This is a genomic window from Winogradskyella sp., from assembly GCF_013042245.1.
Taxonomy (GTDB): domain Bacteria; phylum Bacteroidota; class Bacteroidia; order Flavobacteriales; family Flavobacteriaceae; genus Winogradskyella.
Genome location: NZ_JABDQL010000024.1, coordinates 1 through 22,176 on the forward strand (window position 1 = coordinate 1; position 22,176 = coordinate 22,176).

The 22,176-nt window shown below is 32.6% G+C and carries 24 protein-coding genes; 13 read left to right on the forward strand and 11 right to left on the reverse strand.

The annotated features are described in order from the left end of the window. Positions 1 to 214: 214 nt before the first annotated feature. Positions 215 to 1,411, forward strand: coding sequence for a prolyl oligopeptidase family serine peptidase (locus tag HKP48_RS01610; protein ID WP_296342135.1), 1,197 nt, complete (start codon positions 215 to 217; stop codon positions 1,409 to 1,411). 78 nt (positions 1,412 to 1,489) lie between these two features. Here the strand turns inward: HKP48_RS01610 and HKP48_RS01615 are convergent, their stop codons facing one another. Continuing rightward, a complete protein-coding gene (locus tag HKP48_RS01615) occupies positions 1,490 to 2,167 on the reverse strand; it encodes a Crp/Fnr family transcriptional regulator (protein ID WP_296342137.1) in 678 nt (225 codons plus the stop codon). 111 nt (positions 2,168 to 2,278) lie between these two features. Between HKP48_RS01615 and HKP48_RS01620 the strand changes: the two genes are divergently transcribed. The 9 genes from HKP48_RS01620 to HKP48_RS01660 all read left to right on the forward strand — a co-directional run bounded on the left by HKP48_RS01620 (position 2,279) and on the right by HKP48_RS01660 (position 11,279). Beyond that, complete coding sequence (locus HKP48_RS01620; RefSeq protein ID WP_296342139.1) at positions 2,279 to 4,654, forward strand: heavy metal translocating P-type ATPase metal-binding domain-containing protein; 2,376 nt, start codon at positions 2,279 to 2,281, stop codon at positions 4,652 to 4,654. Positions 4,655 to 4,733: 79 nt separating this feature from the next. Then, positions 4,734 to 4,904, forward strand: coding sequence for a cbb3-type cytochrome oxidase assembly protein CcoS (gene ccoS / locus HKP48_RS01625; protein ID WP_296342140.1), 171 nt, complete (start codon positions 4,734 to 4,736; stop codon positions 4,902 to 4,904). Positions 4,905 to 4,920: 16 nt separating this feature from the next. Next, entirely contained in the window at positions 4,921 to 7,119 is a 2,199-nt protein-coding gene (gene ccoN, locus HKP48_RS01630) for a cytochrome-c oxidase, cbb3-type subunit I (RefSeq protein WP_296342141.1), read from the forward strand. A 6-nt stretch (positions 7,120 to 7,125) separates the two neighbouring features. After that, the gene (locus HKP48_RS01635) at positions 7,126 to 7,311 is read left to right on the forward strand and encodes a CcoQ/FixQ family Cbb3-type cytochrome c oxidase assembly chaperone (protein ID WP_296342143.1); all 186 of its coding nucleotides are present in this window, start codon (positions 7,126 to 7,128) and stop codon (positions 7,309 to 7,311) included. Beyond that, positions 7,308 to 8,267, forward strand: a complete 960-nt coding sequence (locus tag HKP48_RS01640; protein WP_296342145.1) for a cbb3-type cytochrome c oxidase N-terminal domain-containing protein — start codon at positions 7,308 to 7,310, stop codon at positions 8,265 to 8,267. Before HKP48_RS01635 ends, HKP48_RS01640 begins: the two co-directional genes overlap by 4 nt. Before the next feature lie 50 nt (positions 8,268 to 8,317). Continuing rightward, on the forward strand, positions 8,318 to 9,742 hold the full coding sequence (gene ccoG, locus HKP48_RS01645; protein ID WP_296342147.1) for a cytochrome c oxidase accessory protein CcoG: 1,425 nt from the start codon (positions 8,318 to 8,320) through the stop codon (positions 9,740 to 9,742). A gap of 10 nt (positions 9,743 to 9,752) precedes the next feature. Beyond that, positions 9,753 to 10,199: a FixH family protein gene (locus HKP48_RS01650; protein ID WP_296342148.1), complete on the forward strand. Its 447-nt coding sequence runs from the start codon at positions 9,753 to 9,755 to the stop codon at positions 10,197 to 10,199. 2 nt (positions 10,200 to 10,201) lie between these two features. Beyond that, a complete protein-coding gene (locus tag HKP48_RS01655; protein WP_296342151.1) occupies positions 10,202 to 10,903 on the forward strand; it encodes a sulfite exporter TauE/SafE family protein in 702 nt (233 codons plus the stop codon). Between the two features lie 121 nt (positions 10,904 to 11,024). Further along, the gene (locus tag HKP48_RS01660; protein WP_296342152.1) at positions 11,025 to 11,279 is read left to right on the forward strand and encodes a hypothetical protein; all 255 of its coding nucleotides are present in this window, start codon (positions 11,025 to 11,027) and stop codon (positions 11,277 to 11,279) included. A gap of 81 nt (positions 11,280 to 11,360) precedes the next feature. On the opposite strand, the gene HKP48_RS01665 is transcribed toward HKP48_RS01660, so the two are convergent. After that, positions 11,361 to 12,194: a universal stress protein gene (locus tag HKP48_RS01665; protein WP_296342154.1), complete on the reverse strand. Its 834-nt coding sequence runs from the start codon at positions 12,192 to 12,194 to the stop codon at positions 11,361 to 11,363. 29 nt (positions 12,195 to 12,223) lie between these two features. Further along, the gene (hemN, locus tag HKP48_RS01670; protein ID WP_296342156.1) at positions 12,224 to 13,588 is read right to left on the reverse strand and encodes an oxygen-independent coproporphyrinogen III oxidase; all 1,365 of its coding nucleotides are present in this window, start codon (positions 13,586 to 13,588) and stop codon (positions 12,224 to 12,226) included. Positions 13,589 to 13,741: 153 nt separating this feature from the next. On the opposite strand from hemN, the gene HKP48_RS01675 reads away from it, so the two are divergent. Both HKP48_RS01675 and HKP48_RS01680 read left to right on the forward strand, forming a co-directional pair. After that, positions 13,742 to 14,323, forward strand: coding sequence for a superoxide dismutase family protein (locus HKP48_RS01675; RefSeq protein WP_296342157.1), 582 nt, complete (start codon positions 13,742 to 13,744; stop codon positions 14,321 to 14,323). Between the two features lie 94 nt (positions 14,324 to 14,417). Next, complete coding sequence (locus HKP48_RS01680; RefSeq protein WP_296342159.1) at positions 14,418 to 15,590, forward strand: LETM1-related biofilm-associated protein; 1,173 nt, start codon at positions 14,418 to 14,420, stop codon at positions 15,588 to 15,590. A gap of 473 nt (positions 15,591 to 16,063) precedes the next feature. On the opposite strand, the gene HKP48_RS01685 is transcribed toward HKP48_RS01680, so the two are convergent. The 7 genes from HKP48_RS01685 to HKP48_RS01715 form a co-directional block, all read right to left on the reverse strand. Beyond that, positions 16,064 to 16,819, reverse strand: a complete 756-nt coding sequence (locus tag HKP48_RS01685) for a LytTR family DNA-binding domain-containing protein (protein ID WP_296342161.1) — start codon at positions 16,817 to 16,819, stop codon at positions 16,064 to 16,066. A 32-nt stretch (positions 16,820 to 16,851) separates the two neighbouring features. Then, positions 16,852 to 17,166, reverse strand: a complete 315-nt coding sequence (locus HKP48_RS01690) for a 2TM domain-containing protein (RefSeq protein ID WP_296342163.1) — start codon at positions 17,164 to 17,166, stop codon at positions 16,852 to 16,854. A gap of 5 nt (positions 17,167 to 17,171) precedes the next feature. Next, positions 17,172 to 17,522 (reverse strand): 2TM domain-containing protein, encoded by a 351-nt coding sequence (locus tag HKP48_RS01695; protein ID WP_296342165.1) that lies wholly within the window; start codon positions 17,520 to 17,522, stop codon positions 17,172 to 17,174. Positions 17,523 to 17,588: 66 nt separating this feature from the next. After that, on the reverse strand, positions 17,589 to 17,912 hold the full coding sequence (locus HKP48_RS01700) for a 2TM domain-containing protein (protein WP_296342168.1): 324 nt from the start codon (positions 17,910 to 17,912) through the stop codon (positions 17,589 to 17,591). 44 nt (positions 17,913 to 17,956) lie between these two features. Continuing rightward, entirely contained in the window at positions 17,957 to 19,318 is a 1,362-nt protein-coding gene (locus HKP48_RS01705; protein WP_296342170.1) for a histidine kinase, read from the reverse strand. Between the two features lie 13 nt (positions 19,319 to 19,331). Then, complete coding sequence (locus HKP48_RS01710; RefSeq protein WP_296342171.1) at positions 19,332 to 19,955, reverse strand: hypothetical protein; 624 nt, start codon at positions 19,953 to 19,955, stop codon at positions 19,332 to 19,334. Positions 19,956 to 19,985: 30 nt separating this feature from the next. Further along, the gene (locus tag HKP48_RS01715) at positions 19,986 to 20,462 is read right to left on the reverse strand and encodes a DUF2141 domain-containing protein (protein WP_296342173.1); all 477 of its coding nucleotides are present in this window, start codon (positions 20,460 to 20,462) and stop codon (positions 19,986 to 19,988) included. Positions 20,463 to 20,571: 109 nt separating this feature from the next. On the opposite strand from HKP48_RS01715, the gene HKP48_RS01720 reads away from it, so the two are divergent. Further along, positions 20,572 to 21,414 carry a class I SAM-dependent methyltransferase gene (locus HKP48_RS01720; protein ID WP_296342175.1) on the forward strand — a complete coding sequence of 281 codons (843 nt, stop codon included), beginning with the start codon at positions 20,572 to 20,574 and terminating at the stop codon, positions 21,412 to 21,414. Here the strand turns inward: HKP48_RS01720 and HKP48_RS01725 are convergent. Further along, complete coding sequence (locus tag HKP48_RS01725; protein ID WP_296342177.1) at positions 21,411 to 22,112, reverse strand: tetratricopeptide repeat protein; 702 nt, start codon at positions 22,110 to 22,112, stop codon at positions 21,411 to 21,413. The genes HKP48_RS01720 and HKP48_RS01725 overlap by 4 nt on opposite strands. Positions 22,113 to 22,176 lie beyond the last annotated feature (64 nt).

Here is a 22,176-nt window from a genome sequence, read left to right on the forward strand (position 1 = left end):
AAACTGTAACATTATGACTTTTATGGATATATTTACTATTCTGTGACATCGAGTCACAAAATAGTAATAATTAACGAGGCAAGCCTCGAGGTATTAAACCTGAAAGCGAATAAAAATTAATGAAAATCAAAGTGCCAATGAATCTCAGGATTTTTCAGCAGATAATTCATTATTTTATTACACAACAGATGAAGGTGGGGAATTTTCCGTTTTAATGTCTTATAATTTTAAAACTGAAGAACGTAAAAAAGTTCTCGAAAAGAAATGGGATATAAGCAGTAGTTATTTTACAAAAAACAATAAGTATATGATTGTTTTTGTAAATGAAGATGGCAAAAATGCTATAGAGGTAATGGATACAAAAACGATGACTCCTATTGATTTGCCAAATTTTGATGATAAAAGTATTACTAGCGTTTCATTTAGCGCAGACGAAAACTGGATGCGTATGTATGTTGGTGGCTCAAATACGCCTTCGGATTTATATACCTATAATTTTGAAACTAAAAAACAATACAAACTTAGTAACGTTCTAAACAGTGCTATTAATCCTGAAGATTTAGTGAGTGCAAAAGTCATTCGTTTTGAATCTTTTGATGGCACAATTATACCTGCTATTTATTACCTACCTCATCAAGCATCAGCAGAAAACAGAGTACCTGCAATGGTTTGGGTACATGGCGGACCTGGAGGACAAACACGACAAGGATTTAGCTCATTAATTCAATATATGGTAAATCAAGGCTATGCTGTTTTGGCTGTAAATAATCGTGGTAGTAGCGGTTACGGCAAAACCTTCTACCAAATGGATGATAAAAATCATGGTGAAAAAGATTTACAATATTGCGTTGAAGGAAAAAATTGGTTAGCAACACAACCAGAGATTGATGGTGAAAAAATAGGAATTATAGGTGGTTCTTATGGTGGTTATATGACCATGGCTGCTTTAACTTATACTCCTGAGGAGTTTGCTGTTGGTGTTAACCTTTTTGGTGTGACAAACTGGATGCGAACTTTAAGAAGTATTCCTCCGTATTGGGAATCCTTTAGAGAATCCTTATATAAAGAACTAGGCAATCCATTTTCGGCAGATTCGGTACGATTAAAACGTATTTCTCCTTTATTTTATACAGATAAAGTGACTAAGCCACTTATTGTATTACAAGGTTCGCAGGACCCAAGAGTATTACAAGTAGAGTCTGATGAAATTGTTGAAGGTGTTCGAAAAAATGGAGTTCCTGTAGAATATGTTTTATTTGATGACGAAGGTCACGGTTTTGTAAAGAAAGAAAACCAAATTGAAGCTAATGAGCGTATTGTGAAATTTCTAGATAAATACCTTAAAAAAGAAACCACACCAAAAGACGGTCAGGAGTCCGTTGAAGAAAAAATTGAAGCTGAGTCAAATTAAAATTACCGAGATGTAAAAAAAAGCCGATAGTTTATTGACTATCGGCTTTTTTATATCTAAAAGTAACATTTACGATACTTACTCAACCCATTTTAATCCACTTAAATTTTCTATTTTAATACGTTTCCCTGAAGTACTTATAAAATCATCTTTCTTAAACTGAGAGAGTATGCGGATTGCCGATTCTGTTGCAGTACCTACAATACTTGCATAATCTTCTCGAGATAGAATTATCGTCAAATACCCTTCATCATCGGTTCCGAAGTCGTCATAAATATATAACAAAGCCTCAGCCATTCTTTTCTTTACAGACTTTTGCGCCATATTTACTATAGAATGCTCTGACACTTTTAAATCTTCTGTCATTTGTCGCAAAACATCTAAAGTGAAATTGGGGTTCTTTTCTAAGTCATTCATTATTTCAGCCTTAGGAATAAAACACATTTCCATTTCTGTTAGTGCTGTAGCTGTTAAACTTGAAACTTGATTGGTAACCAAAGAACGTTTACCTAAAAGTCCACCTTTAACAATCAATTTTACAACTTGGTCTTTACCATTTTCGCTAAGCTTTGTCAATTTACAGACACCGTCTTTTACACAGTATACACCGTTAACTGAATCACCTTCTTCGAAAATGACACGACCTTTATCAAAAATTTTCCCTGTTTTACAAGCAGAAACTCTCATAAGTTCGTCTCTTGTCAAAGATTTTAAAGAGTTAAATTCCCTAACTATACATGACTCACATTTACTCATACCTATTGATTTAGTGATTAATCAAATATAATAAATTACATGATTTTTATCATGTTTTTTTTCTCAATAATGTAGAATATTTGCATCAGGTATGATTAAAATAGCAAGTTAATGGAAAACAATAATTGTTTTCATTGTGGTGATGACTGTGGTAAAAACCCAATAGACTTTCAGAACAAATTGTTTTGTTGTAATGGTTGTAAAACAGTTTTCGAAATATTCAACGAAAATGATTTAACCTGCTATTACGATTTACAAAATTCACCAGGTGCCATTCCTAAAGAAGTTGAAGGTAAATACGATTTTCTATCTCAAGAAAACATTATCGAAAAGCTCACGGAGTTTAGAGGTGATACTGTTGAGATTACAACACTTTACATACCTCATATTCATTGTAGTTCGTGTATTTGGATTTTAGAAAACCTCAACAAAATCAATCCTAATATTACAGATTCGCAAGTTAATTTTGGTAAAAAAACGGTAAGAGTTACCTACAAATCTAAAGAAACAGATTTGAAGTCCGTTGTGCTTATATTAAGTCAAATTGGTTATGAACCTTACATAAGTTTAGATGATTTTAAGTCCTCTGAAAAATTGATTAATCGGTCTTTAATTTATAAATTAGGTGTAGCTGGTTTTGGCTTTGGAAACATTATGTTTCTCTCCTTTCCTGAATACTTTGAGGTTAATGAGTTTTGGTTAGAGCAATACAAACATCTGTTTAGATGGTTGATGTTTGCCTTAGCACTGCCTGTAGTCTTCTACTCTGCTCAAGACTATTTTATTTCAGCCTATAAAGGACTTAGAGCTAAAATTCTAAATATAGATGTACCTATTGCCTTAGGTGTTTCAGTCTTATTTATTAGAAGTACTATTGAAGTAGCTTTGGATTTAGGTTCTGGTTTTTTTGATAGCTTGGCTGGTCTGGTATTTTTTCTTTTAGTCGGAAAATATTTTCAACAAAAAACCTATGATTTTCTATCCTTTGAACGTGATTATAAATCATACTTTCCTATTGCTGTTACAAAAATTAATAAAAGTGGAGACGAAGAAAGCATCCAAGTTTATGATATAAAAAAGGGAGATAGAATCTTGATTAGGAATGAAGAACTCATTCCTATGGATGGTATTTTAATCAATGGGCGCGCAAAAATAGATTACAGTTTTGTTACTGGAGAATCGCAATCCGTAACTAAACAATCTGGAGATAAATTGTTTGCTGGTGGAAAACAAACCGCTGGTGTTATTGAGCTTGAAGCGCTTAAATCTGTTGAGCAAAGTTACCTCACACAATTATGGAGTAACGATGTCTTTAACAAAAATAAAGAAGATGGTTTTACCAACATCACTAATAGAATAAGTAAACACTTTACCATAGCCATTTTAACTATAGCCTTTGTGGCAACAGCATATTGGCTATTCTATGATGCAAGCAAAGCCATGAATGTATTTACGGCAGTACTTATAATTGCTTGTCCTTGCGCCATAGCTTTATCTGCACCGTTCACTTTCGGCAACCTTCTTCGAATTTTTGGTAAGCTCAAATTTTACATTAAAAATGCTAACGTTATAGAACAGTTAGCACAAATAAACACTGTTATTTTTGATAAAACAGGAACTATAACCTCTAATCAAAAAAGCACTGCGGAATATGATGGTCAAATACTTACTGAAGATGAAGCTCTGGTTTTAAAAAACTCCTTAAGAGGCTCTAATCATCCTTTAAGCAGAACGTTATATGATATTCTAAAAACGAATGATATAGTAAGTCTAGACGAATTTGAAGAGCACACAGGTAAAGGTATTGAAGCTAAGCACAAAAATATAAATCTCAAAATTGGCTCTGCAAATTTTGTAGGCAATTCTGAAACGGCATCAGTATTAAATACTGCAGTACATATAAGTAGCAACAATATTTACAAAGGCAAATTCACATTTTACAACAGTTATAGAAAAGGTGTTTCAAAACTATTTAATAAATTCAAAAAGCATTACGATTTAGTCATACTGTCTGGTGATAATGAAGGAGAATTTGAAAACCTAAAAAAACTATTACCCGCAAAAACGAAATTAATTTTTAATCAGAAACCAGAAGACAAACTAGACTATATAAAATTTCATCAAAATGAAGGTGCAAAAGTCTTAATGGTGGGTGATGGATTAAATGATGCAGGAGCATTGGCTCAGAGTGATGTTGGTTTAGTCATTTCGGAAGATGTCAATGTCTTTTCGCCTGCTTGTGACGGTATTTTAGATGCTTCAAAATTTGAAGAATTATTCAAATATATACGTGCTTCAAAATCAGCTATTACGATTATTAAATGGAGCTTTGTGCTATCATTCTTCTATAACATTATAGGACTTTATTTTGCTGTTACAGGTCAATTAGCACCTGTCATAGCTGCTATTTTAATGCCTTTAAGTTCAATAAGTATTGTTGTTTTTACAACTGTTGCTACAAATATTTTAGGTAAACGATTGAAATAAAAAAACTTGTTCTACATGACAAATATCATGTTTTTAAAAATGGTTCAACTGTATTTTTGAGCTATAACTTCAAATAGGTATGAGCGTTATATATATTTTATTGGCTGTTAGTATTATAGTGGCTATTGTCTTTTTTGCAGTATTTGTTTTTGCTGTAAAATCTGGACAATACGATGATAGTTATACACCATCTGTTCGTATGCTTTTTGAAGATGAATTGGTAAAACCTAAAAAAACAAACACTAAATAAATCAATTACACTAACTATGGAAATTCAACAATTTTATTACGATAACAAAGTCGTTAAAAAATTCCTCTATGCTACAATACTTTGGGGAGTTGTTGGAATGCTGGTAGGGCTTATACTGGCATTTATGTTTTTATTCCCAAATATGACTGACGGTATCTCATGGCTGAGTTTTGGGCGTTTACGCCCATTACATACCAACGCTGTAATCTTTGCTTTTGTGGGTAATGCCATTTTTGCAGGAGTCTACTACTCTACACAACGCTTGCTCAAGGCAAGAATGTTTAGCGACTTTTTAAGTAATTTTAATTTCTGGGCTTGGCAATTACTCATTGTTGGTGCAGCAATTACATTACCATTAGGTTACACCACTTCAAAAGAATATGCCGAGTTAGAATGGCCTTTTGATATTGCTATTGCACTTATTTGGGTCGCATTTGGTATTAACCTTATAGGAACCATACTAAAACGTCGACAACGTCACCTTTATGTAGCTATTTGGTTTTACTTAGCAACTTTTGTTACCGTAGCTGTACTTCATATTTTTAATAGTTTAGAATTACCTGTTAGCTTGACAGGAATGAAAAGTTATTCTGTTTATGCTGGTGTTCAAGATGCCTTAGTACAATGGTGGTACGGTCATAATGCAGTAGCATTCTTCTTGACAACACCGTTCTTAGGTTTGATGTATTACTTTGTACCTAAAGCTGCAAACAGACCTGTATATTCTTATAGACTATCCATAGTACACTTTTGGTCTTTAATATTTATATACATCTGGGCAGGACCTCACCACTTATTATACACCGCTTTACCAGAATGGGCACAGCACTTAGGTGTTGCATTCTCAGTAATGCTTATTGCGCCATCTTGGGGTGGTATGATAAACGGACTGTTAACCTTACGTGGTGCTTGGGATAAGGTTCGTACAGACCCTGTTCTTAAATTTATGGTGGTAGCTATTACTGGTTATGGTATGGCTACGTTTGAAGGCCCAATGCTTTCACTTAAAAATGTAAACGCTATTGCCCACTTTACAGATTGGATTATTGCCCATGTGCACGTCGGTGCATTAGCATGGAATGGTTTCCTAGCTTTTGGTATGATCTATTGGTTAATACCTCGATTATTTAAAACAAAATTACACTCTATTGGTTTAGCCAATTTACATTTCTGGATAGGTACGCTAGGTATCATCTTATATGCATTACCAATGTACGTCGCAGGATTTACTCAAGCGAGTATGTGGAAGCAATTTAACCCTGACGGAACAATCGTTTACGGTAACTTTCTTGAAACCGTGACTGAAATCATGCCAATGTACTGGATGCGTGCTATTGGTGGTACACTTTACATAACAGGTATGTTAATCCTAGTTTATAACGTAATAGTAACGGTAAGACGTTCAGATGAAAAAGTTACTGATGAGTTAGCTGAAGCACCAGCATTACAACGGGTATCTAAAAGAAGAGTTGCAGGCGAAGGATGGCATACTTGGCTAGAGCGTAAGCCTGTATTATTAACTATATATGCAACAGTGGCTATTTTAATTGGTGGAATTGTACAGATAATTCCAACCTTAGTTGTTGAATCTAACATCCCAACAATTAGCAGCGTAAAACCTTATACACCTCTAGAATTAGAAGGTAGAGATATTTATATCCGTGAAGGTTGTGTAGGTTGTCACTCGCAAATGGTAAGACCTTTTAGAAGTGAAGTAGAACGTTATGGCGAATACTCTAAGGCTGGAGAATATGTTTACGACCACCCTTTCTTATGGGGAAGTAAACGTACGGGACCAGATTTACATAGAGTCGGTGGAAAATACACAGATAGCTGGCACCTAAGTCACTTGTATGACCCACAAGCTATGAACGAAAAGTCTATTATGCCACGTTACCAATGGTTAATTAAGAATGAATTAGATAAGTCCATGACTGAAAAGAAAATGGAAGCCATGGTCACTTTGGGTGTTCCTTATTCTAAAGAAGATATTACCAGTGCTCAACAATCAATGCTGGAGCAAGGTGCTCAAATAGAGAAAAACCTCTATGATGATCCTGACTTTGTAAAAAGTTATGAAGCAGACAAGGATGCTACAGGCAAAGATTTTGTAGAAATGAAGAATCGTGAAATCGTTGCTATCATAGCTTATCTACAACGCTTAGGTACAGATATAAAAGTTAAAGAAATTATTGAAGAAACCGCTCAAAACTAATTAGCTATGTTAAAATTTATAAAAGGACATATGGAAAGTATTACGGGTATAGAGATATATCCACTAATATCATTACTTATTTTTTTCATCTTTTTTGTAACACTTTTTTACTGGGTATTTACAGCAAAGAAAGACTATATCTCGAAGGTGAGTAATTTACCATTAGATAACCAAAACGACACATTATCATGAGAAAATTAATCCCATCATACATTAGAGTACCAGCTATCTTTTTCATTATCGCTGGTTTGGTAGAATATTTTGTAGAATCTGGTGACCAACCAGCTTTTATAGAAAAACCAGTAGTATTAGTGTTCCTATTACTTGTATTGGTCATTCTTCTTGCGGTAGAAGGTATTGTTGGTGCTATGGAGAATGTTTTGTATCAAAGTTTAGATGAAGAAGCTAAAGCAAGATATGATGCTAAGCAAGCAGAACCTTCAAAACTAGTACAATGGATTAAAGACACCTACAAAACACTTGCTGGTACAAAACAAATTGAAGAAGAAGGCGAAGTTATCCTTGACCATAACTATGACGGTATAAAGGAACTAGACAACAATCTTCCACCTTGGTGGGTATATAGTTTCTATATTACAATAATATTTGGAGTTGTTTACATGATACGTTATCACATCCTTGATGCAGATGACCAATTTGTAGAGTACGAAATTGAATATGCTGAAGCACAACGCGCTATTGAAGAATATAAAAAGAATGCAAAAGATTTAGTTGATTTTAATACCGTAGAACTTTTAACGGATATAGCCGACTTAAAAGCTGGTGAAAATATTTTTACTGAAAAATGTGCTGTTTGTCACAAGGCTGACGGTGGTGGTGGTATTGGTCCTAACTTAACCGATGAATATTGGATTCTTGGCGGTGGTATTAAAAATGTATTTAAAACCATATCTGAAGGTGGGCGTTCTGGTAAAGGAATGGTTTCCTGGAAAAAAGAAGGTTTAAAACCTGCCGAAATGGCTCAAGTAGCAAGTTATCTTTTACAATTTCAAGGAACTACACCAGCTGAACCAAAAGCTGCTGAAGGTGATATTTGGGTAGATAAAACTGCTCCTGAAGCTGATTCAGACGCAGAAGAAGTGCCTGCAAAAGAAGAAACAGAAACTGTTGAAATTGCTGAAAACTAAAAGAAACGATAGACAAACTATCAATCTGAACCGCAGACAGTACTAATAAAATGGAGACACCATCTAACGAAGTTTTTAGAGATTCTATTGCTACCATTAATGAAGATGGTAAGCGTAATTGGATATTCCCCAAAAAACCTTCTGGTCCTTTTTGGGAAAAACGCAAACTAGTAAGTTATTTTTTATTAGCTTTTTTATTTGCTGCACCATTTGTGAAAATCAATGGTAACCAGTTTTTAATGTTCAATGTTTTAGAACGTCGTTTCAATATTTTCGGGTTTCCATTTTGGCCGCAAGACTTTCATTTGTTTGTAATATCAATGATTATCTTAGTTGTTTTTATTACACTCTTTACGGTTGGTTTTGGTCGTATTTTTTGTGGTTGGATATGTCCACAAACCATTTTTATGGAAATGGTCTTTAGACGCATAGAATTTTGGATCGATGGTGATAGAAACAAACAACGAAAGTTAGCTAGGCAGAAATGGAACAAGGAAAAAATCCGCAAAAGAGTTACAAAGTGGTTTATATTTTTAATTATTTCATTTTTAATTGCTAATGTCTTTTTAGCCTATTTAATAAGTGGAGATAAACTCATAAAATATGTCGTAGAAGGTCCTTTTGAACATTTAGGTACGTTAATACCGTTACTCATTTTCACAGGTGTATTCTACTTTGTTTTTGCATGGTTTAGAGAACAAGTATGTATTATTGCATGTCCTTATGGACGCTTACAAGGTGTTCTTTTAGATACAAAATCTATTGTAGTAGCATATGACCATAAGCGTGGTGAAGGTGAAAATGGGAGAAAGTCTTTTCGTAAAAATGAAGATAGAGAAGGACTAGGTCATGGCGATTGTATTGATTGTCTTCAGTGTGTACATGTTTGCCCAACTGGAATCGATATTAGAAACGGTACACAGTTAGAATGTGTAAACTGCACAGCTTGTATAGATGAATGCGATACTATAATGGAAAAAATAAACCTCCCAAAAGGTTTAATTCGTTATGCAAGTGAAGAAAATATAGAAAACAAAACTAAGTTTAAACTTACTGCACGACTTAAAGGATATATTGCCGTACTAACAATATTAACTGGCGTTTTAATGGGTATGCTTGCTTTAAGAAATGATGTGGAAGCAAATATCTTAAGATTACCAGGACAGCTTTATGAGCAAAAAGGTGAAAATATTATTAGTAATGTATACACCTATAAATTGGTTAATAAAACCTCTGAAGATATAAAGAACATAAGTTTTAAGATTAGAAACGTAGAAGGAAAAATTAATCTTGTTTCCAACGCAGATAATTTAACATTAAAGGCTCAAGACATCGCAGAAGGTACGCTATTTATTGAGTTAAACAGAAGTGATTTATCTGGTGATAAAAATAATTTTACAATAGACGTTTATAGCGACGACACCCTTATAGAAACCACAAGTATTGGCTTCTTAGGACCACGAAGCTATAATTAAAATAAAAGTGATGAAAATAAATTGGGGAACAGCAATAGTTATTGCATTTGCAGGTTTTATATCTTTCATAATGTACTTTGTAATTAGTATGAGTACAAATAAAAAGTTTGACCATGATTTGGTAACCGAAGATTATTACCAACAAGAATTAAAGTATCAGGAAGACATCAATAAGGTTAAAAATTCAAAAAAACTTTCTGAAAATATTAGTTGGTCAAAAACTGACCAAGGCGTTCTATTGTCTTTCCCAGAAGATTTAAATATTAATGATATAAAAGGAAAAGTGTTCCTATATAGACCATCTAATAAGCAACTAGATTTTGAGATTACAATCTCATTGTCTAATCACAACTTGCTCATACCTGACAATCGCTTGTTAGATGGTCGCTGGAACATTAAAGTAGATTGGTCTTATAAAACAGACAAGTTTATGTATAAAAAGGGATTTAATTACTAAATATGTTAGCAACAGCATTTGCACTAGGTCTTTTAGGGAGTTTACACTGCGTCGGTATGTGTGGACCCATAGCCTTTATGTTACCTGTAGACCAATCTAACTCTTTCAAAAAAGTATCACAAATAAGTATTTACCACATTGGTCGGTTACTCGCTTATAGTATAATTGGTTTAGTTTTTGGCATTGTTGGTAAAAGCATTTACATTTTTGGAATGCAACAACAACTTTCAATAATTATTGGTGTGGTGATGATTGTTTTAGTATTGATACCTTATAAAACTATTGGAAAATATAACCTATCCAGACCATTACATAGACTTATATCTAAAGTTAAGTCTTCGTTAGGTGCCGCATTAAAAAAGAAAACAGCAGATGCGTTTTTAACCATCGGGTTTCTTAATGGCTTTTTACCTTGTGGCTTAGTCTATATGGCTGTATTTGGAGCTACAGCTACTGGGAGTTTAGTCAATGGAAGCATCTACATGCTATTGTTTGGCTTGGGAACGATTCCATTAATGACCTCTGCTATATACGTAGGAAAGTTTTTAAACAGCTCTGTAAAACAACGCATACAAAAAGCAATTCCTGTTTTTGTAATTATTATAGGTGCTTTATTTATTCTCAGAGGTTTAGGTCTGGGCATTCCTTATATTTCTCCGGAACCTTATATAGAAATGGCTTCTGGCAATATAAATTGTCATTAAAAGTTTTAATTATAGAAAACTATTCGATATTTAATATTGATGACGTATCAATCATTTATAATGCTTTACCATTTTTAGCAATTACCATAATTTATTCTGGAACATATATTTTAGAAAACAATTGTCACAAATAAAACTAGACTTGCCTTTAAATCAGAAGCTAACACATTATCAAACAGCTTCTATAATTAGATATGCATTGATTGAAGGACCTGCTATTTTATGCTTCATTATTACCTTAATAAGTGAACAAGTATCATTTTTAATTATCGGCTGGTGTATTCTAGTATACATGTACACTATAAGACCAACAAAAGATAAAGTCTTAAAAGACTTAAGACTAAGTCTAGAAGAACGCATTCAACTTTCAAAATAAAAACACCAACGCTGATGAGGCGTTGGTGTTAATTACTTGAGTCTAAAAAATACTAACCTAACCTTAAAAAAGAATCAAGTATTATATTTTAAATGTCATTACTGGTAATGTAGAATGATTTGCGATATCCTCAGATATACTACCTTCAAAGAAATGTGATAATCCTCTACGACCGTGCGTTGCAACGGCAACTAAATCTGCTCCAATATTATTAGCGAAATTCAAAATACCTCTTTCGACAGAATAGTCAGACACGACATGTACGTTTAAGTAATTGTCCAAATTACCGTCTGCCTTCTTTAAAAACTTAGTAATTAATACATCTATCTCAGTACTGCTTTTAAAGCCGTTGTCAGGTGTGTTTACGTATATAATATGCATATTAGAGTCTAACTTTTTAAAAGTGCTTTTTGCTCTTAAATAAGACTGAATACCATCCTCAGAAAAATCACTTGCAAAAATTGCAGTTTCAAATTCTACTAAAATTGGATTGTGCTTAACAATGAGTACTGGTACTTCTGCATAACGTACAACTTTTTCTGCGTTAGAGCCTATCACAACTTCCTTAACACCGCTAGCGCCATGAGAACCCATAACAATAAGGTTTATATCATGAGCATCAATAACATTATTGATATCCTTAAATACTTTAAAGTGTTTTACTATTGGTGTTACTTCTACTCCCTCTAAAAAGTTTCTGTCCAAAAATGTGTCCATCTTCTTTTCGGCAAGCTTCAAATAAAAAACAGCTTCTTCACCCAAGGAGTCTGAACTTGCAGTATAAATTGCATTAGACAACTCTAACATGTGCAAAACAAAAATTTCTGAGCCATGTTTTTTTGCTATAGCTGCAGCAGTTTCAAGAGCATATTCTGAATGCTCCGAAAAATCTATGGGTACTAGTATTTTTTTCATAACTAATAGTTTTAAGGTTACTAACTAAATTATACAGTCATTGAAAACAACTGTCTGTCCGGCTGCTTTCTCTGCAAAAGCAAATCAAAAGCCATACATATATTTCTTATAAATGGTTTTCCTGCGTCAGTAACTTTCAACCCATTTGTTTCAAAAGTTAGCAAACCATCTTTTTCAAATTCTTTAAGTTTTATAAGTACTTCTGGCAACTCATCAAAACGCTGATTGGCGTCTTTCCAAGTGGTTTGAAAATGACACATCAAATTCAAAACATGTTTTCTTATTTTTAAATCTTCGGTATTAAGAATATGACCTCTATATATTGGAATTATATTTTCATTCAGCAGGTGATAATACTCCTCTAAAGATTTTACATTTTGAGCAAAACCATACCAACTATCACTTATTGATGACACGCCTAGACCAATCATAGCTTGTGTTTTTGAAGCAGTGTAACCCATAAAATTTCGATGAAGTGTATTATTTTCCATCGAGGTGTACAAGGTGTCTGTAGTCAACGCAAAATGGTCCATGCCAATTTCCTTGTAACCAATTATTTCTAGCAACTTCTTCCCTGTTTGATACTGCTGACGCTTAGATGTACCGGATGGTAAATCTTCATCCCTAAAACCACGCTGACCGTTTCCTTTTATCCACGGCACATGTGCGTAACTGTAAAAAGCTATACGGTCTGGAAGCAATGCTTCTGTATGTTTTATAGTTTGAATAACATCTTCTTTAGTTTGAAATGGTAATCCGAAAATAATATCGTGACCAACAGAGGTATACCCAATTTTTCTAGCTAACTCTGTAACCTTTTTTACATTTTTAAAAGGTTGAATACGATTAATTGCCTTTTGTACTTTAATATTATAATCCTGGACACCAAAACTAACACGTTTAAACCCTAAATTGTATAAAGCTTGTAAATGTGCTTCGGTTGTATTATTTGGATGACCTTCAAAACTAAATTCATAATCATCGGCTAAATCGGAAGTAATCAGTAACTCCTCGATAAGAAATTTTAAATTCGCTTCAGAAAAAAATGTTGGCGTACCACCACCTATATGTAATTCTTTAATTTTTGGTTTAGCCCCTAAAACTTTTCTGTATAAACTCCACTCTTTTAAAAGGGCTTTTATATAAGGTAACTCAAGGTCATGACGCTTTGTAATGCGCTTATGGCAACCACAAAACGTGCAAAGGCTCTCACAAAAAGGTAAGTGTATGTATATACTTAGACCTTCGCTGTAATTACTTTCAGCGAAAGATTGCCTTAAAGACGATTTCCAACTGTCGAGAGAAAACGTATCTAAATTCCAATATGGAACCGTTGGGTAACTCGTATACCTTGGCCCCGCTACGTTATATTTATTAACTAGTGATTTACACATACCTATGAATTGATACTCAAAATTACTAGTATGTCTTATTATATAATATGACATTTGTCATATAGGTATATTAAAATTGTTTAAAGCTATACTAAAGCATTTGCAAAGCCCAGACAATCTACTTAACTTTACTTCAAACCAAAAAACAGAATGATGAAGAATTTTAAATTAATTACATTTCTATTTTCCTTAGTGTTTATAGTTGGATGTAAAGACAATAAAAAAACTGAAGAAGTTATAGAAGATATTGAAATTGAAGAAGTTGTTGAAGGCACTGAAAAGAAAATGGATATGACCATTACACTATCTCCCAAAAGCGAAAGTACAGTTAAAGGTACTGTAACCTTTTCTCAGGCTGACGGAAAAGTAAGTATGGTAGCTAATATGACCGGTCTTACAGAAGGTAAACATGCCATACATATTCACCAAACCGCAGATTGTTCTTCGGCAGACGGTAAATCCGCCGGAGGTCATTGGAACCCAACTAATGAACCTCACGGAAAATGGGGAGATGAAACAGGTTATCATAAAGGCGATATAGGAAATTTTGATGTTGCTGCTGATGGTGTTGGTAAAGTTGAATTTTCTACAGACGAATGGTGTATTGGCTGTGGAGATAAAAATAAAGATATCTTAGGAAAAGCTATAATTGTGCATCAAGGTACAGACGATTTTACATCACAACCTAGTGGTGCCGCTGGTGCTCGTGTAAGTTGTGCTGGGATTATAGAGTAATTAGAAAAAAAATAATATTACAAAAGCCGTCATAATAATGATGGCTTTTGTATTTTAGAAATTAAAATTAAGGTTTAGCCTTTAAATTATATCTATGAATCCTTCAGCTACAGGTTGGATAAAAAAATTACTGACTGTACTTCCTCAAAGTGCTCTACTAAATCTCAACCTTAAAGATTTTTACAGAAGGCTCAAGGAAAGTGGTTTTATATATGGGAGTAACGTTTCTTGCCTTTACGAATTGATAAAGAATAAAGACTTTAATGAGGAAGAACGGTGTAAAGTCAATCTAATAACTGCGTTTTATTATATCTATAACTCAGATAGCTCTACTTTAGATTTTATAGATTCAGTAATTGCATTTTATAAAATTACAGATGAGCATAAACGCTCGTTTCTTTCAGAATTATTTGGTGACCCAAGTGGAGACAGACTATTAGAAAAGATTATTCATAAACGTATTCATATTGATGATAATATTATCACTAAAAATTTTAATTACTTTTTAATTAATGCTTTCCTTTTTATAGATATCATTGGGTATCATCACTTTTTAAAACAAAATGAAGATACCAAAACCTATATTACAAATTTTGAATCTGTATTAGAAAATATTGTTTTTACAGTTTTAGACTCTAAAACCAATAAAACAGAGTACGACCATAATCTTATAAAATTATTTGAGGCTTCTTTAGGTCATAAAAACATAATACATAATGACAATAAAGACGTTGCAAAAACCATAAAAGAGCCATTAGAAAAACTCTATGTAATTGACACCGTTTGCATGGCGTCTTGGAGTGATAAACAAATTGATAAAGAAGAATACATATACCTCAATCAATTAAGACAAGATTTGCAAATAGACACAGAGACTTTAATACAATCGGTAAACGATATCAATAAATTTTATGAGTTAAATAAAGATAAAATAGCTTTTTTGAGTGCTAAGAATTTAGCCCAAAGTTTCTATGACAACAGTAGCAGCATTGTTATAAGACTTATAAAACGAAACAGCAAAAGATTACATAAAGAGTTATCTCAGAGCAAGGAAGCCATGTTGCTTTTAACACAATCAACTACAAGAAATCTTACAGAAGAGGAACATAAAAAAATACAGAATCAGCTTTTAGACATATTTAAGTCCATTCCGAGTTTAGCTATTTTTATGCTTCCCGGTGGCATGCTATTACTACCTCTTTTTGTAAAGTTTATCCCCAAATTTTTACCTTCTGCTTTTGATGAAAACCGTATTGATGACCACTAATTTGTAACATTTTAAAGGAATTTTTGACTTACAAGTAAATCCTTCTTTTAAAATGATAACAGACTACTACTCTATTCTTGGTGTATCTAAAGATGCTAATTTAGAAACCAAAAAAAAAAGTCTTCAGAAAGGAAATAGCATTCTACCATCCAGAAAAAAATAAATCTCCTGAGGCTTGAGAAAAATTAAACATGCTAATAGAAGCATTTAATGTACGCTCTGATGATAAGAAACGTAAAGATTATGATATCATTTTAGAAAAAACTTTTCAAAAAAACCAATAGTTATTACCCAAAAAGAAGAACAGAATTACAAAGATTGGCAAAAAGAGGCAAAAAAGAAATCTAAACCATCTTGGGAATCTGATTTGACCGATTTACTTATTCTAGACTTATTTTTTGATGCGAGTTTTTTTTGGAATATTTGATGGATTTGGTGATATTCTTGGTGATGGTATCGATGATATTTTAGATTTATTCTAACCAGTTTTTAAAATCTCTCACACGCTCACGTGCCACGATAATATCCTGATTTTTAAAGGTATTCAACTTTATCTGTAACCTTGAGTTTGTATAACTCACCATATCGTTTATAGCATTAATATTCACATAAAATTTACGGCTAATCCTGAAGAATATATGTGGTTCTAATTCATTTTCTAGCTGGTCTAAAGTAGAATCTAACAAGTAGTTTCTACCTTCTTTTGTGTAAGCATAAGTGCCTTTATTTTCGCTATAAATACATTCGATATCTTCGATATTGATTAACTTTAAATGTTGACCAACTTTTACCGAAAAACGCTTTTTATACTCACGTTCAATAGGATTTACCAAAAGATTTTTAATATCGTTAAAGTCTAAAGTCACCACTTGTGTCTGAGGTGCTCTATTTTTAAACTTATCTACCGCGGTTTTTAAATCATCTTCATCAATTGGTTTTAATAAATAGTCAACACTATTTAGCTTAAAAGCCTGAAGTGCGTACTCATCATAAGCAGTAGTAAAGATAACAGCAGATTTAATTTCTACAGCATCAAAAATTTCAAAAGACAAACCGTCGCTAAGTTGAATATCCAAAAAAATCAATTCCGGATGGGTATTTTTCTGAAACCAATGTAAAGCCTCTTCAACAGAATGTAACATGATCTCAACGTGAACGTCTATAGCGTTTAACATTCGTTGTAGGCGTCGTGCTGATGGTTTTTCGTCTTCAATGATTATTACGTTCATAAGTATATTTTATAATGCTGTTTATTTAGGTATTATTCCCAGTTTATATGATTATCGCCCATAAACTCTTTCATCTTTTTTTCTTCCCATTTTTCACTAAAAAAGATGTGACCTTTAAAAATTCTTAGCGCATGAAATACTATGAAAAAACCCCAAATAAAAATAGTAGAATAGTTTATGACCAAAATAAAATTTGTGTACGCTGTGTCTTCGATTATTAAGAGATTCCAAATAATCAGTCCGAGTATAACTAAATAGCCAGCTAAATGCACGTAAAACCACCTTAGTCTAGACACTTTTCTTTGTGCTTCTAAATATAAAAGTGCTTTGTTGTCTTTATCATTCATAGCTTTTAAAATTTATTCTGTTCCTGACGTTCCTTTTCCATAAATTCTTCTATTTTCTTTTGTTCCCAGTTTTTTCCCAAAACAAAACTAAAACCAAATACGCCTATAAAGTGAAATAATAAACCAATGCCCCAAAAGAATGCTGTAGCATAAGGTCCAAAGCCCGAAAATCCACTATTTGAATTTAATCCTATAAGTAATATTAAAAACAAATTAACTACGATATACACTGCCAAATGCCAGTAGAATCCAACCATAGCTTCTACCCGTTTCTTTGCACGTATATAAGCATCTTCTTTTCTAAAATCTCTTCGATTTTCTTCGTCTTTATAAGGTTCTATAGTATACTTTTCCATATTTTAAAATTTTAATTACCTACTGCTAACTCACTCAATTGAATGTTATTACAGTATAATAAATTGTTAGTCTTTTGAATTTAATTCTTCTTCCATTAATTGCTTTATCTTGCGTTCTTCCCAATCATATCCCATTATATTTGGAAATACAAATACAGTAAGCGCATGTATTAGTAAAATAATGCCCCAAACTGTCCATGAACTTAGCACGTCAAGACTTCTCATTTTGGTTATAAAAGCGTCCCAACTGTCTAGTTTATTTGAAACCTTAAATCCCGTTATCAATATATTGATGACTAAAAAGATACCCAAATGTGTGTAAAACCCTTTTAGCTTTTCTACTTTTCGCTTAGCGCGGTCAAACTTTGAAAATGATTCTTGACGTTTCATAATATTTTGATTTTATTGATTGATTGATTGATTGATTGATTGATTTATTTATATCGATTTTGTTCTTCCTCCTTGCGCATAAACTCTTTAATTTTACGCTGTTCCCAATTAACGCCTAATGTTGCATTATGATAAAACACCCGGTAAGCCTGAAAACACAAACTTAAACCCCAACCTATCATTGGAAACCAAAACCACTGGATTGTATATCTTGAATACGTGTACCAAATAAATATTAAAAAAGGAATAATAACAAAGTATGATGCAAGACTACCATAAAATGCCTTGAGTTCTTCCATACGTTTACGAGCATTCAGATAGCTTTCGTCTAACTTATTTTGAGGTAATTGTGATGTTCTCATGATTGATACTTGTTTTGTAAGCATCGGTATTGCTACTGCAAAATCCTCCGCTCTTTGATTGATGATAACTTTTTTATTTGACAGCAACTTATAACGCTGCTTAATATTCTCAAGACCAACACCGCTACTCTTTTTTACAATTTGCTTTGGCTGTAGATTATTCAAAACAACAAGGTAACCCGCATCTTCATATATTTTGATTCTTAATGGTTTGGTTGAAGTGACCATGTTATGCTTTACAGCATTTTCTAGAAGTAACTGAAGCGATAATGGTACTACACGACTCTCTGGGTTTGATGCTTTTTCTGGTATTTCAAAAATAATACTATCTTCAAAACGCATTTTTAATAAGGTCATATAAGTTTTTGCAAACTTCAACTCCTCATCAACAGTAACTAAATCTTTACTCTTTTGTTCTAAAACATAGCGATATACTTTTGACAAAGAAGTGGTGAATTTTTGTGCACTTTTTGGATTTTCCTCTATTAAACTTGTTAAGACATTTAGACTATTAAATAAAAAATGGGGGTCTAACTGATTTTTTAAGGCATCAAACTTTGCACTTGCTGCACCAGCAATAACTTTCTGCTCTTTTATTTTCGTTTTTTGATAACGATTATAAAAATAGATAACATAAAATCCTAAAATTATGGTAAGCGTAATCCACAGCGCAAAGGAGTAACCTTGCCAGCTATCTAACTCTATAAATCTTTGAAAGGTTTCACCATAAAATAAAACTGTAATACCTACTCTTAACAGAAATATTGTTAAAAGCGTAATTATTACTGCGCCAATTATTCCATATAAAACTCGTTTAACGATTTCATATTTGTCAAATTTCTGTTTTAATACAAAATTGAAATAGAGCGAATTCACATAACTAATACAAAACGTGTAAAGTTGGTAGAACCAGAACTCAATTAAAAATTCCCTAGCGTTATTGTAAGTAAACATATCTCTCGATAGTAACTCGCCAATGATAAATATTAGGCAACCTATAAGAAATGTAACAACTATACTCTTAAATGACTTTATATTAAACATACTTTTTTATTAATTAAGCTTTACACTGCTTTAAAGCTTCTTTGGCTCGCATTTCTCCCCAATTAGGGTGGTATTTACTTTCTACTTCAAAAGTTTCAAATAACTCTAATGAACTCTCCAACTCTTTGCAGTATGGTGTTGGGTCTTGTCCAAAATAACGTGCTGAACCCATCGCCCAGTCGGCCTTACACATCACAACTCTTGGGTTTTTTGGAGCTAATTCATAGGCTTTATTGTAAAGTTCCGAAACTTTTGCAGCGTATTTCATACCATAGGTTCGTCCGTCAAAAGCCACCCAATTGGTGTAAATTTGACCTTGCATCACTAATAATTCAGGATTATCTTCACTTAGTGACATTGCCGTATCTAGATGTGATTGTGCCTTGTCTAACTGTGCTTTTAAAACAGTTTCGTCTTTCTCATTCCAACTCTTAATACTGTTAATTTGCACGATGTAATAATGAGGTAACCAATTATCTTTTTCAGCATTAGCTATACGTTCAAATAAATTTTCGGCCTCGTTAATTTTATTGGCATTCCATAATTCAAAGGCTTTATCCATGCCTTTATTAAAATTAGATTGGGTGTTTAGCATTCCAAAGGCTAAAACTAAAGTTAAAGTAATTAGATGTTTCATGACGATGATTTTGATTGATTGATTGATAATTTATAATGTTATATGTACGACTTCGTCTTTACCCTTTAATTCAAACTTTGCATCTTTCCATTTTGGTGGTCCCATGGCACCCCTTGCATTGTTTGAACAACCATAATCTTCCTTAGGAATTCCTAGAAAATTAGTATCCATTTTTCCATTACTATTTTCGTCATGAATAAAAGAAACGGCATAGGTCCCTTCTGGAATATTATTAAAGACAACCTTTCCTGTTTTCTCTGAAATTTCAACAATTTCAGATTTAAAACGTTTATCCAAAAAGTTTTCTTCAGTATTGTACAAACCTACTAAAAGTCGTCCCTTATTACTTTCTAGTCCGCTAATATTTACGGTGATATTCTGAAATTTTAAGTCTTGCGCATTTCCGAATGTGGAATTTACAATTAGTAGAATTAAAATTTTTACGATAGTTGACATAACGATTACGCTTTTATTTTTTTCAAATATCGGAAGGCTTTCTTGTTTCATAAATCAATTTTTACTCAATTGTAGTTTATATAGGATGAATTGTAACTTTTTAGAACCAAATAAATTTTTAATTACTTATTTTTAAGTATTTATGTAAAAATACTGATTAGTGAGCAACTCAAAAAACATAAGAGTAAGTGATACCGCATTTGTCACTTGTGCATTTAGAAGATTGGATGAAGAGCTTAGTGGAGATTATTATGCAAAACTTTGGAATAACGAGAACGCAGAAAAAATTCTAAAGGGTTATATAAACTATGTTTCTAAAGAAGAAATTGAAACACATTGTATACGAAACAGGTATTTTTTAGAGACGATCAAAAATTTAGTAAAAAATAATGAGATAGAAATTTTAATCAACTTTGGAGCAGGTTTTAGTATGTATCCTTTTTTACTAGACAGTGATATAAGTCACATAGAAATAGATAAACCTGAAGTGGTAGAGTATAAAAAAGAGGTTATAACAAAATTGATTTCACAAAATAAATTGCCAAAAAGAGATCTCACTTATGTAGGTGTAGATTTTAGTCAGGACTATCTTGATAAACTGCTTACTAATCTAAAACAAATAGTAGATAATAGGTCTTGCTTTATACTAATTGAAGGTGTATTATTTTTCTTAAATAAATCTGAAACTATCTTAATATTTAGCTTATTTGATAAGCTCCAAAACACAAATGACTACATTGGAAGTGTGTCTTATACCGAAGATGCTAGAGAAACTAGTGCCTTTTCACGTTTAATAGAATACACCAATCGTGGTCTCAAAGATGCAAGTGCAGACGGTTGCCAAATTGTTCCTAATAGTTTTTATGAGAGTTTAGAATCTTACAGACTCATTAACAAAGAGGATTACTTTTCGTGTTCAAAATTATACAATCATAAACCCAAATTAGATGCGGATGATATTCTCAATGAAAGCTTTTATATACTTAAAAAAACTATAAGTTAATCTAAGCTACTCTCGTAAGCATCAATGTACTTTTTAGCTCTTTTATTACCTCTATTTAGCTCGTAGGCCTTCTTATAGTTTTTGTAAGCTCTTAAACTATCACCAGACACCAAATAAGCTTGCCCCAAACTATCGTAAACATTAGGGCTGTTTGGGTGCAACTTTGTATTCATTATAAAAACACCAATAGCATCATCATAATTTTTTTCTCTGAAATATTTATAGCCTAATCGGTTAAACTTATATTGATTTATAAAATCACTGACAGAATCTTTTTCTTTTATAGCTAAAAAGCCTTCTAATGCCTTATCAAAATTTTTATCGGCTAAATGCTCACTTGGTGTTTTATAGTTATTGGCAACCTTAAGGTAATCGTAACTCAAGCTATCTGGATTTGTTTCTGAGATTACAGAGAGGTATCTTGATTTTGTATCTGGGTGTTGTACAAAATGCAACTTTTGATACAAATCAGGAACAAAAAATTCATTAGTATCTGTTACTACAGGCTTTATTTTCACTCCTCGCCAATTTAAATATAAATCGTTATCATCGTAAGAAATTGTAATAATATCATCGGCATTAAACAAATATTTACCAGATGTTTTCGCTTTAAAATCATCAGAGTAGTTTATAGACGATGAACATGCTGTGATTAAAATAAAGAGAAATAAAAGTTTTGCTAAAAATTTAGTTTTCATATTCAAAGTTAAAAATTGATTGGTTGTTAGAAAAAGCTCACTAAAAGTGAGACGATTTTTAATC

What these genes read in the sequence shown, in the direction of transcription:
- hemN (WP_296342156.1), bottom strand. Translation starts at nt 13,588, where the DNA reads ATGTGTAAATCACTAGTTAATAAATATAACGTAGCGGGGCCAAGGTAT.
- ccoN (WP_296342141.1), top strand. Translation starts at nt 4,921, where the DNA reads ATGGAAATTCAACAATTTTATTACGATAACAAAGTCGTTAAAAAATTC.
- HKP48_RS01690 (WP_296342163.1), bottom strand. Translation starts at nt 17,166, where the DNA reads ATGAATGATAAAGACAACAAAGCACTTTTATATTTAGAAGCACAAAGA.
- HKP48_RS01675 (WP_296342157.1), top strand. Translation starts at nt 13,742, where the DNA reads ATGAAGAATTTTAAATTAATTACATTTCTATTTTCCTTAGTGTTTATA.
- ccoG (WP_296342147.1), top strand. Translation starts at nt 8,318, where the DNA reads ATGGAGACACCATCTAACGAAGTTTTTAGAGATTCTATTGCTACCATT.
- HKP48_RS01700 (WP_296342168.1), bottom strand. Translation starts at nt 17,912, where the DNA reads ATGAAACGTCAAGAATCATTTTCAAAGTTTGACCGCGCTAAGCGAAAA.
- HKP48_RS01705 (WP_296342170.1), bottom strand. Translation starts at nt 19,318, where the DNA reads ATGTTTAATATAAAGTCATTTAAGAGTATAGTTGTTACATTTCTTATA.
- HKP48_RS01685 (WP_296342161.1), bottom strand. Translation starts at nt 16,819, where the DNA reads ATGAACGTAATAATCATTGAAGACGAAAAACCATCAGCACGACGCCTA.
- ccoS (WP_296342140.1), top strand. Translation starts at nt 4,734, where the DNA reads ATGAGCGTTATATATATTTTATTGGCTGTTAGTATTATAGTGGCTATT.
- HKP48_RS01640 (WP_296342145.1), top strand. Translation starts at nt 7,308, where the DNA reads ATGAGAAAATTAATCCCATCATACATTAGAGTACCAGCTATCTTTTTC.
- HKP48_RS01695 (WP_296342165.1), bottom strand. Translation starts at nt 17,522, where the DNA reads ATGGAAAAGTATACTATAGAACCTTATAAAGACGAAGAAAATCGAAGA.
- HKP48_RS01635 (WP_296342143.1), top strand. Translation starts at nt 7,126, where the DNA reads ATGTTAAAATTTATAAAAGGACATATGGAAAGTATTACGGGTATAGAG.
- HKP48_RS01665 (WP_296342154.1), bottom strand. Translation starts at nt 12,194, where the DNA reads ATGAAAAAAATACTAGTACCCATAGATTTTTCGGAGCATTCAGAATAT.
- HKP48_RS01715 (WP_296342173.1), bottom strand. Translation starts at nt 20,462, where the DNA reads ATGAAACAAGAAAGCCTTCCGATATTTGAAAAAAATAAAAGCGTAATC.
- HKP48_RS01615 (WP_296342137.1), bottom strand. Translation starts at nt 2,167, where the DNA reads ATGAGTAAATGTGAGTCATGTATAGTTAGGGAATTTAACTCTTTAAAA.
- HKP48_RS01710 (WP_296342171.1), bottom strand. Translation starts at nt 19,955, where the DNA reads ATGAAACATCTAATTACTTTAACTTTAGTTTTAGCCTTTGGAATGCTA.
- HKP48_RS01620 (WP_296342139.1), top strand. Translation starts at nt 2,279, where the DNA reads ATGGAAAACAATAATTGTTTTCATTGTGGTGATGACTGTGGTAAAAAC.
- HKP48_RS01650 (WP_296342148.1), top strand. Translation starts at nt 9,753, where the DNA reads ATGAAAATAAATTGGGGAACAGCAATAGTTATTGCATTTGCAGGTTTT.
- HKP48_RS01725 (WP_296342177.1), bottom strand. Translation starts at nt 22,112, where the DNA reads ATGAAAACTAAATTTTTAGCAAAACTTTTATTTCTCTTTATTTTAATC.
- HKP48_RS01610 (WP_296342135.1), top strand. Translation starts at nt 215, where the DNA reads ATGTCTTATAATTTTAAAACTGAAGAACGTAAAAAAGTTCTCGAAAAG.
- HKP48_RS01655 (WP_296342151.1), top strand. Translation starts at nt 10,202, where the DNA reads ATGTTAGCAACAGCATTTGCACTAGGTCTTTTAGGGAGTTTACACTGC.
- HKP48_RS01680 (WP_296342159.1), top strand. Translation starts at nt 14,418, where the DNA reads ATGAATCCTTCAGCTACAGGTTGGATAAAAAAATTACTGACTGTACTT.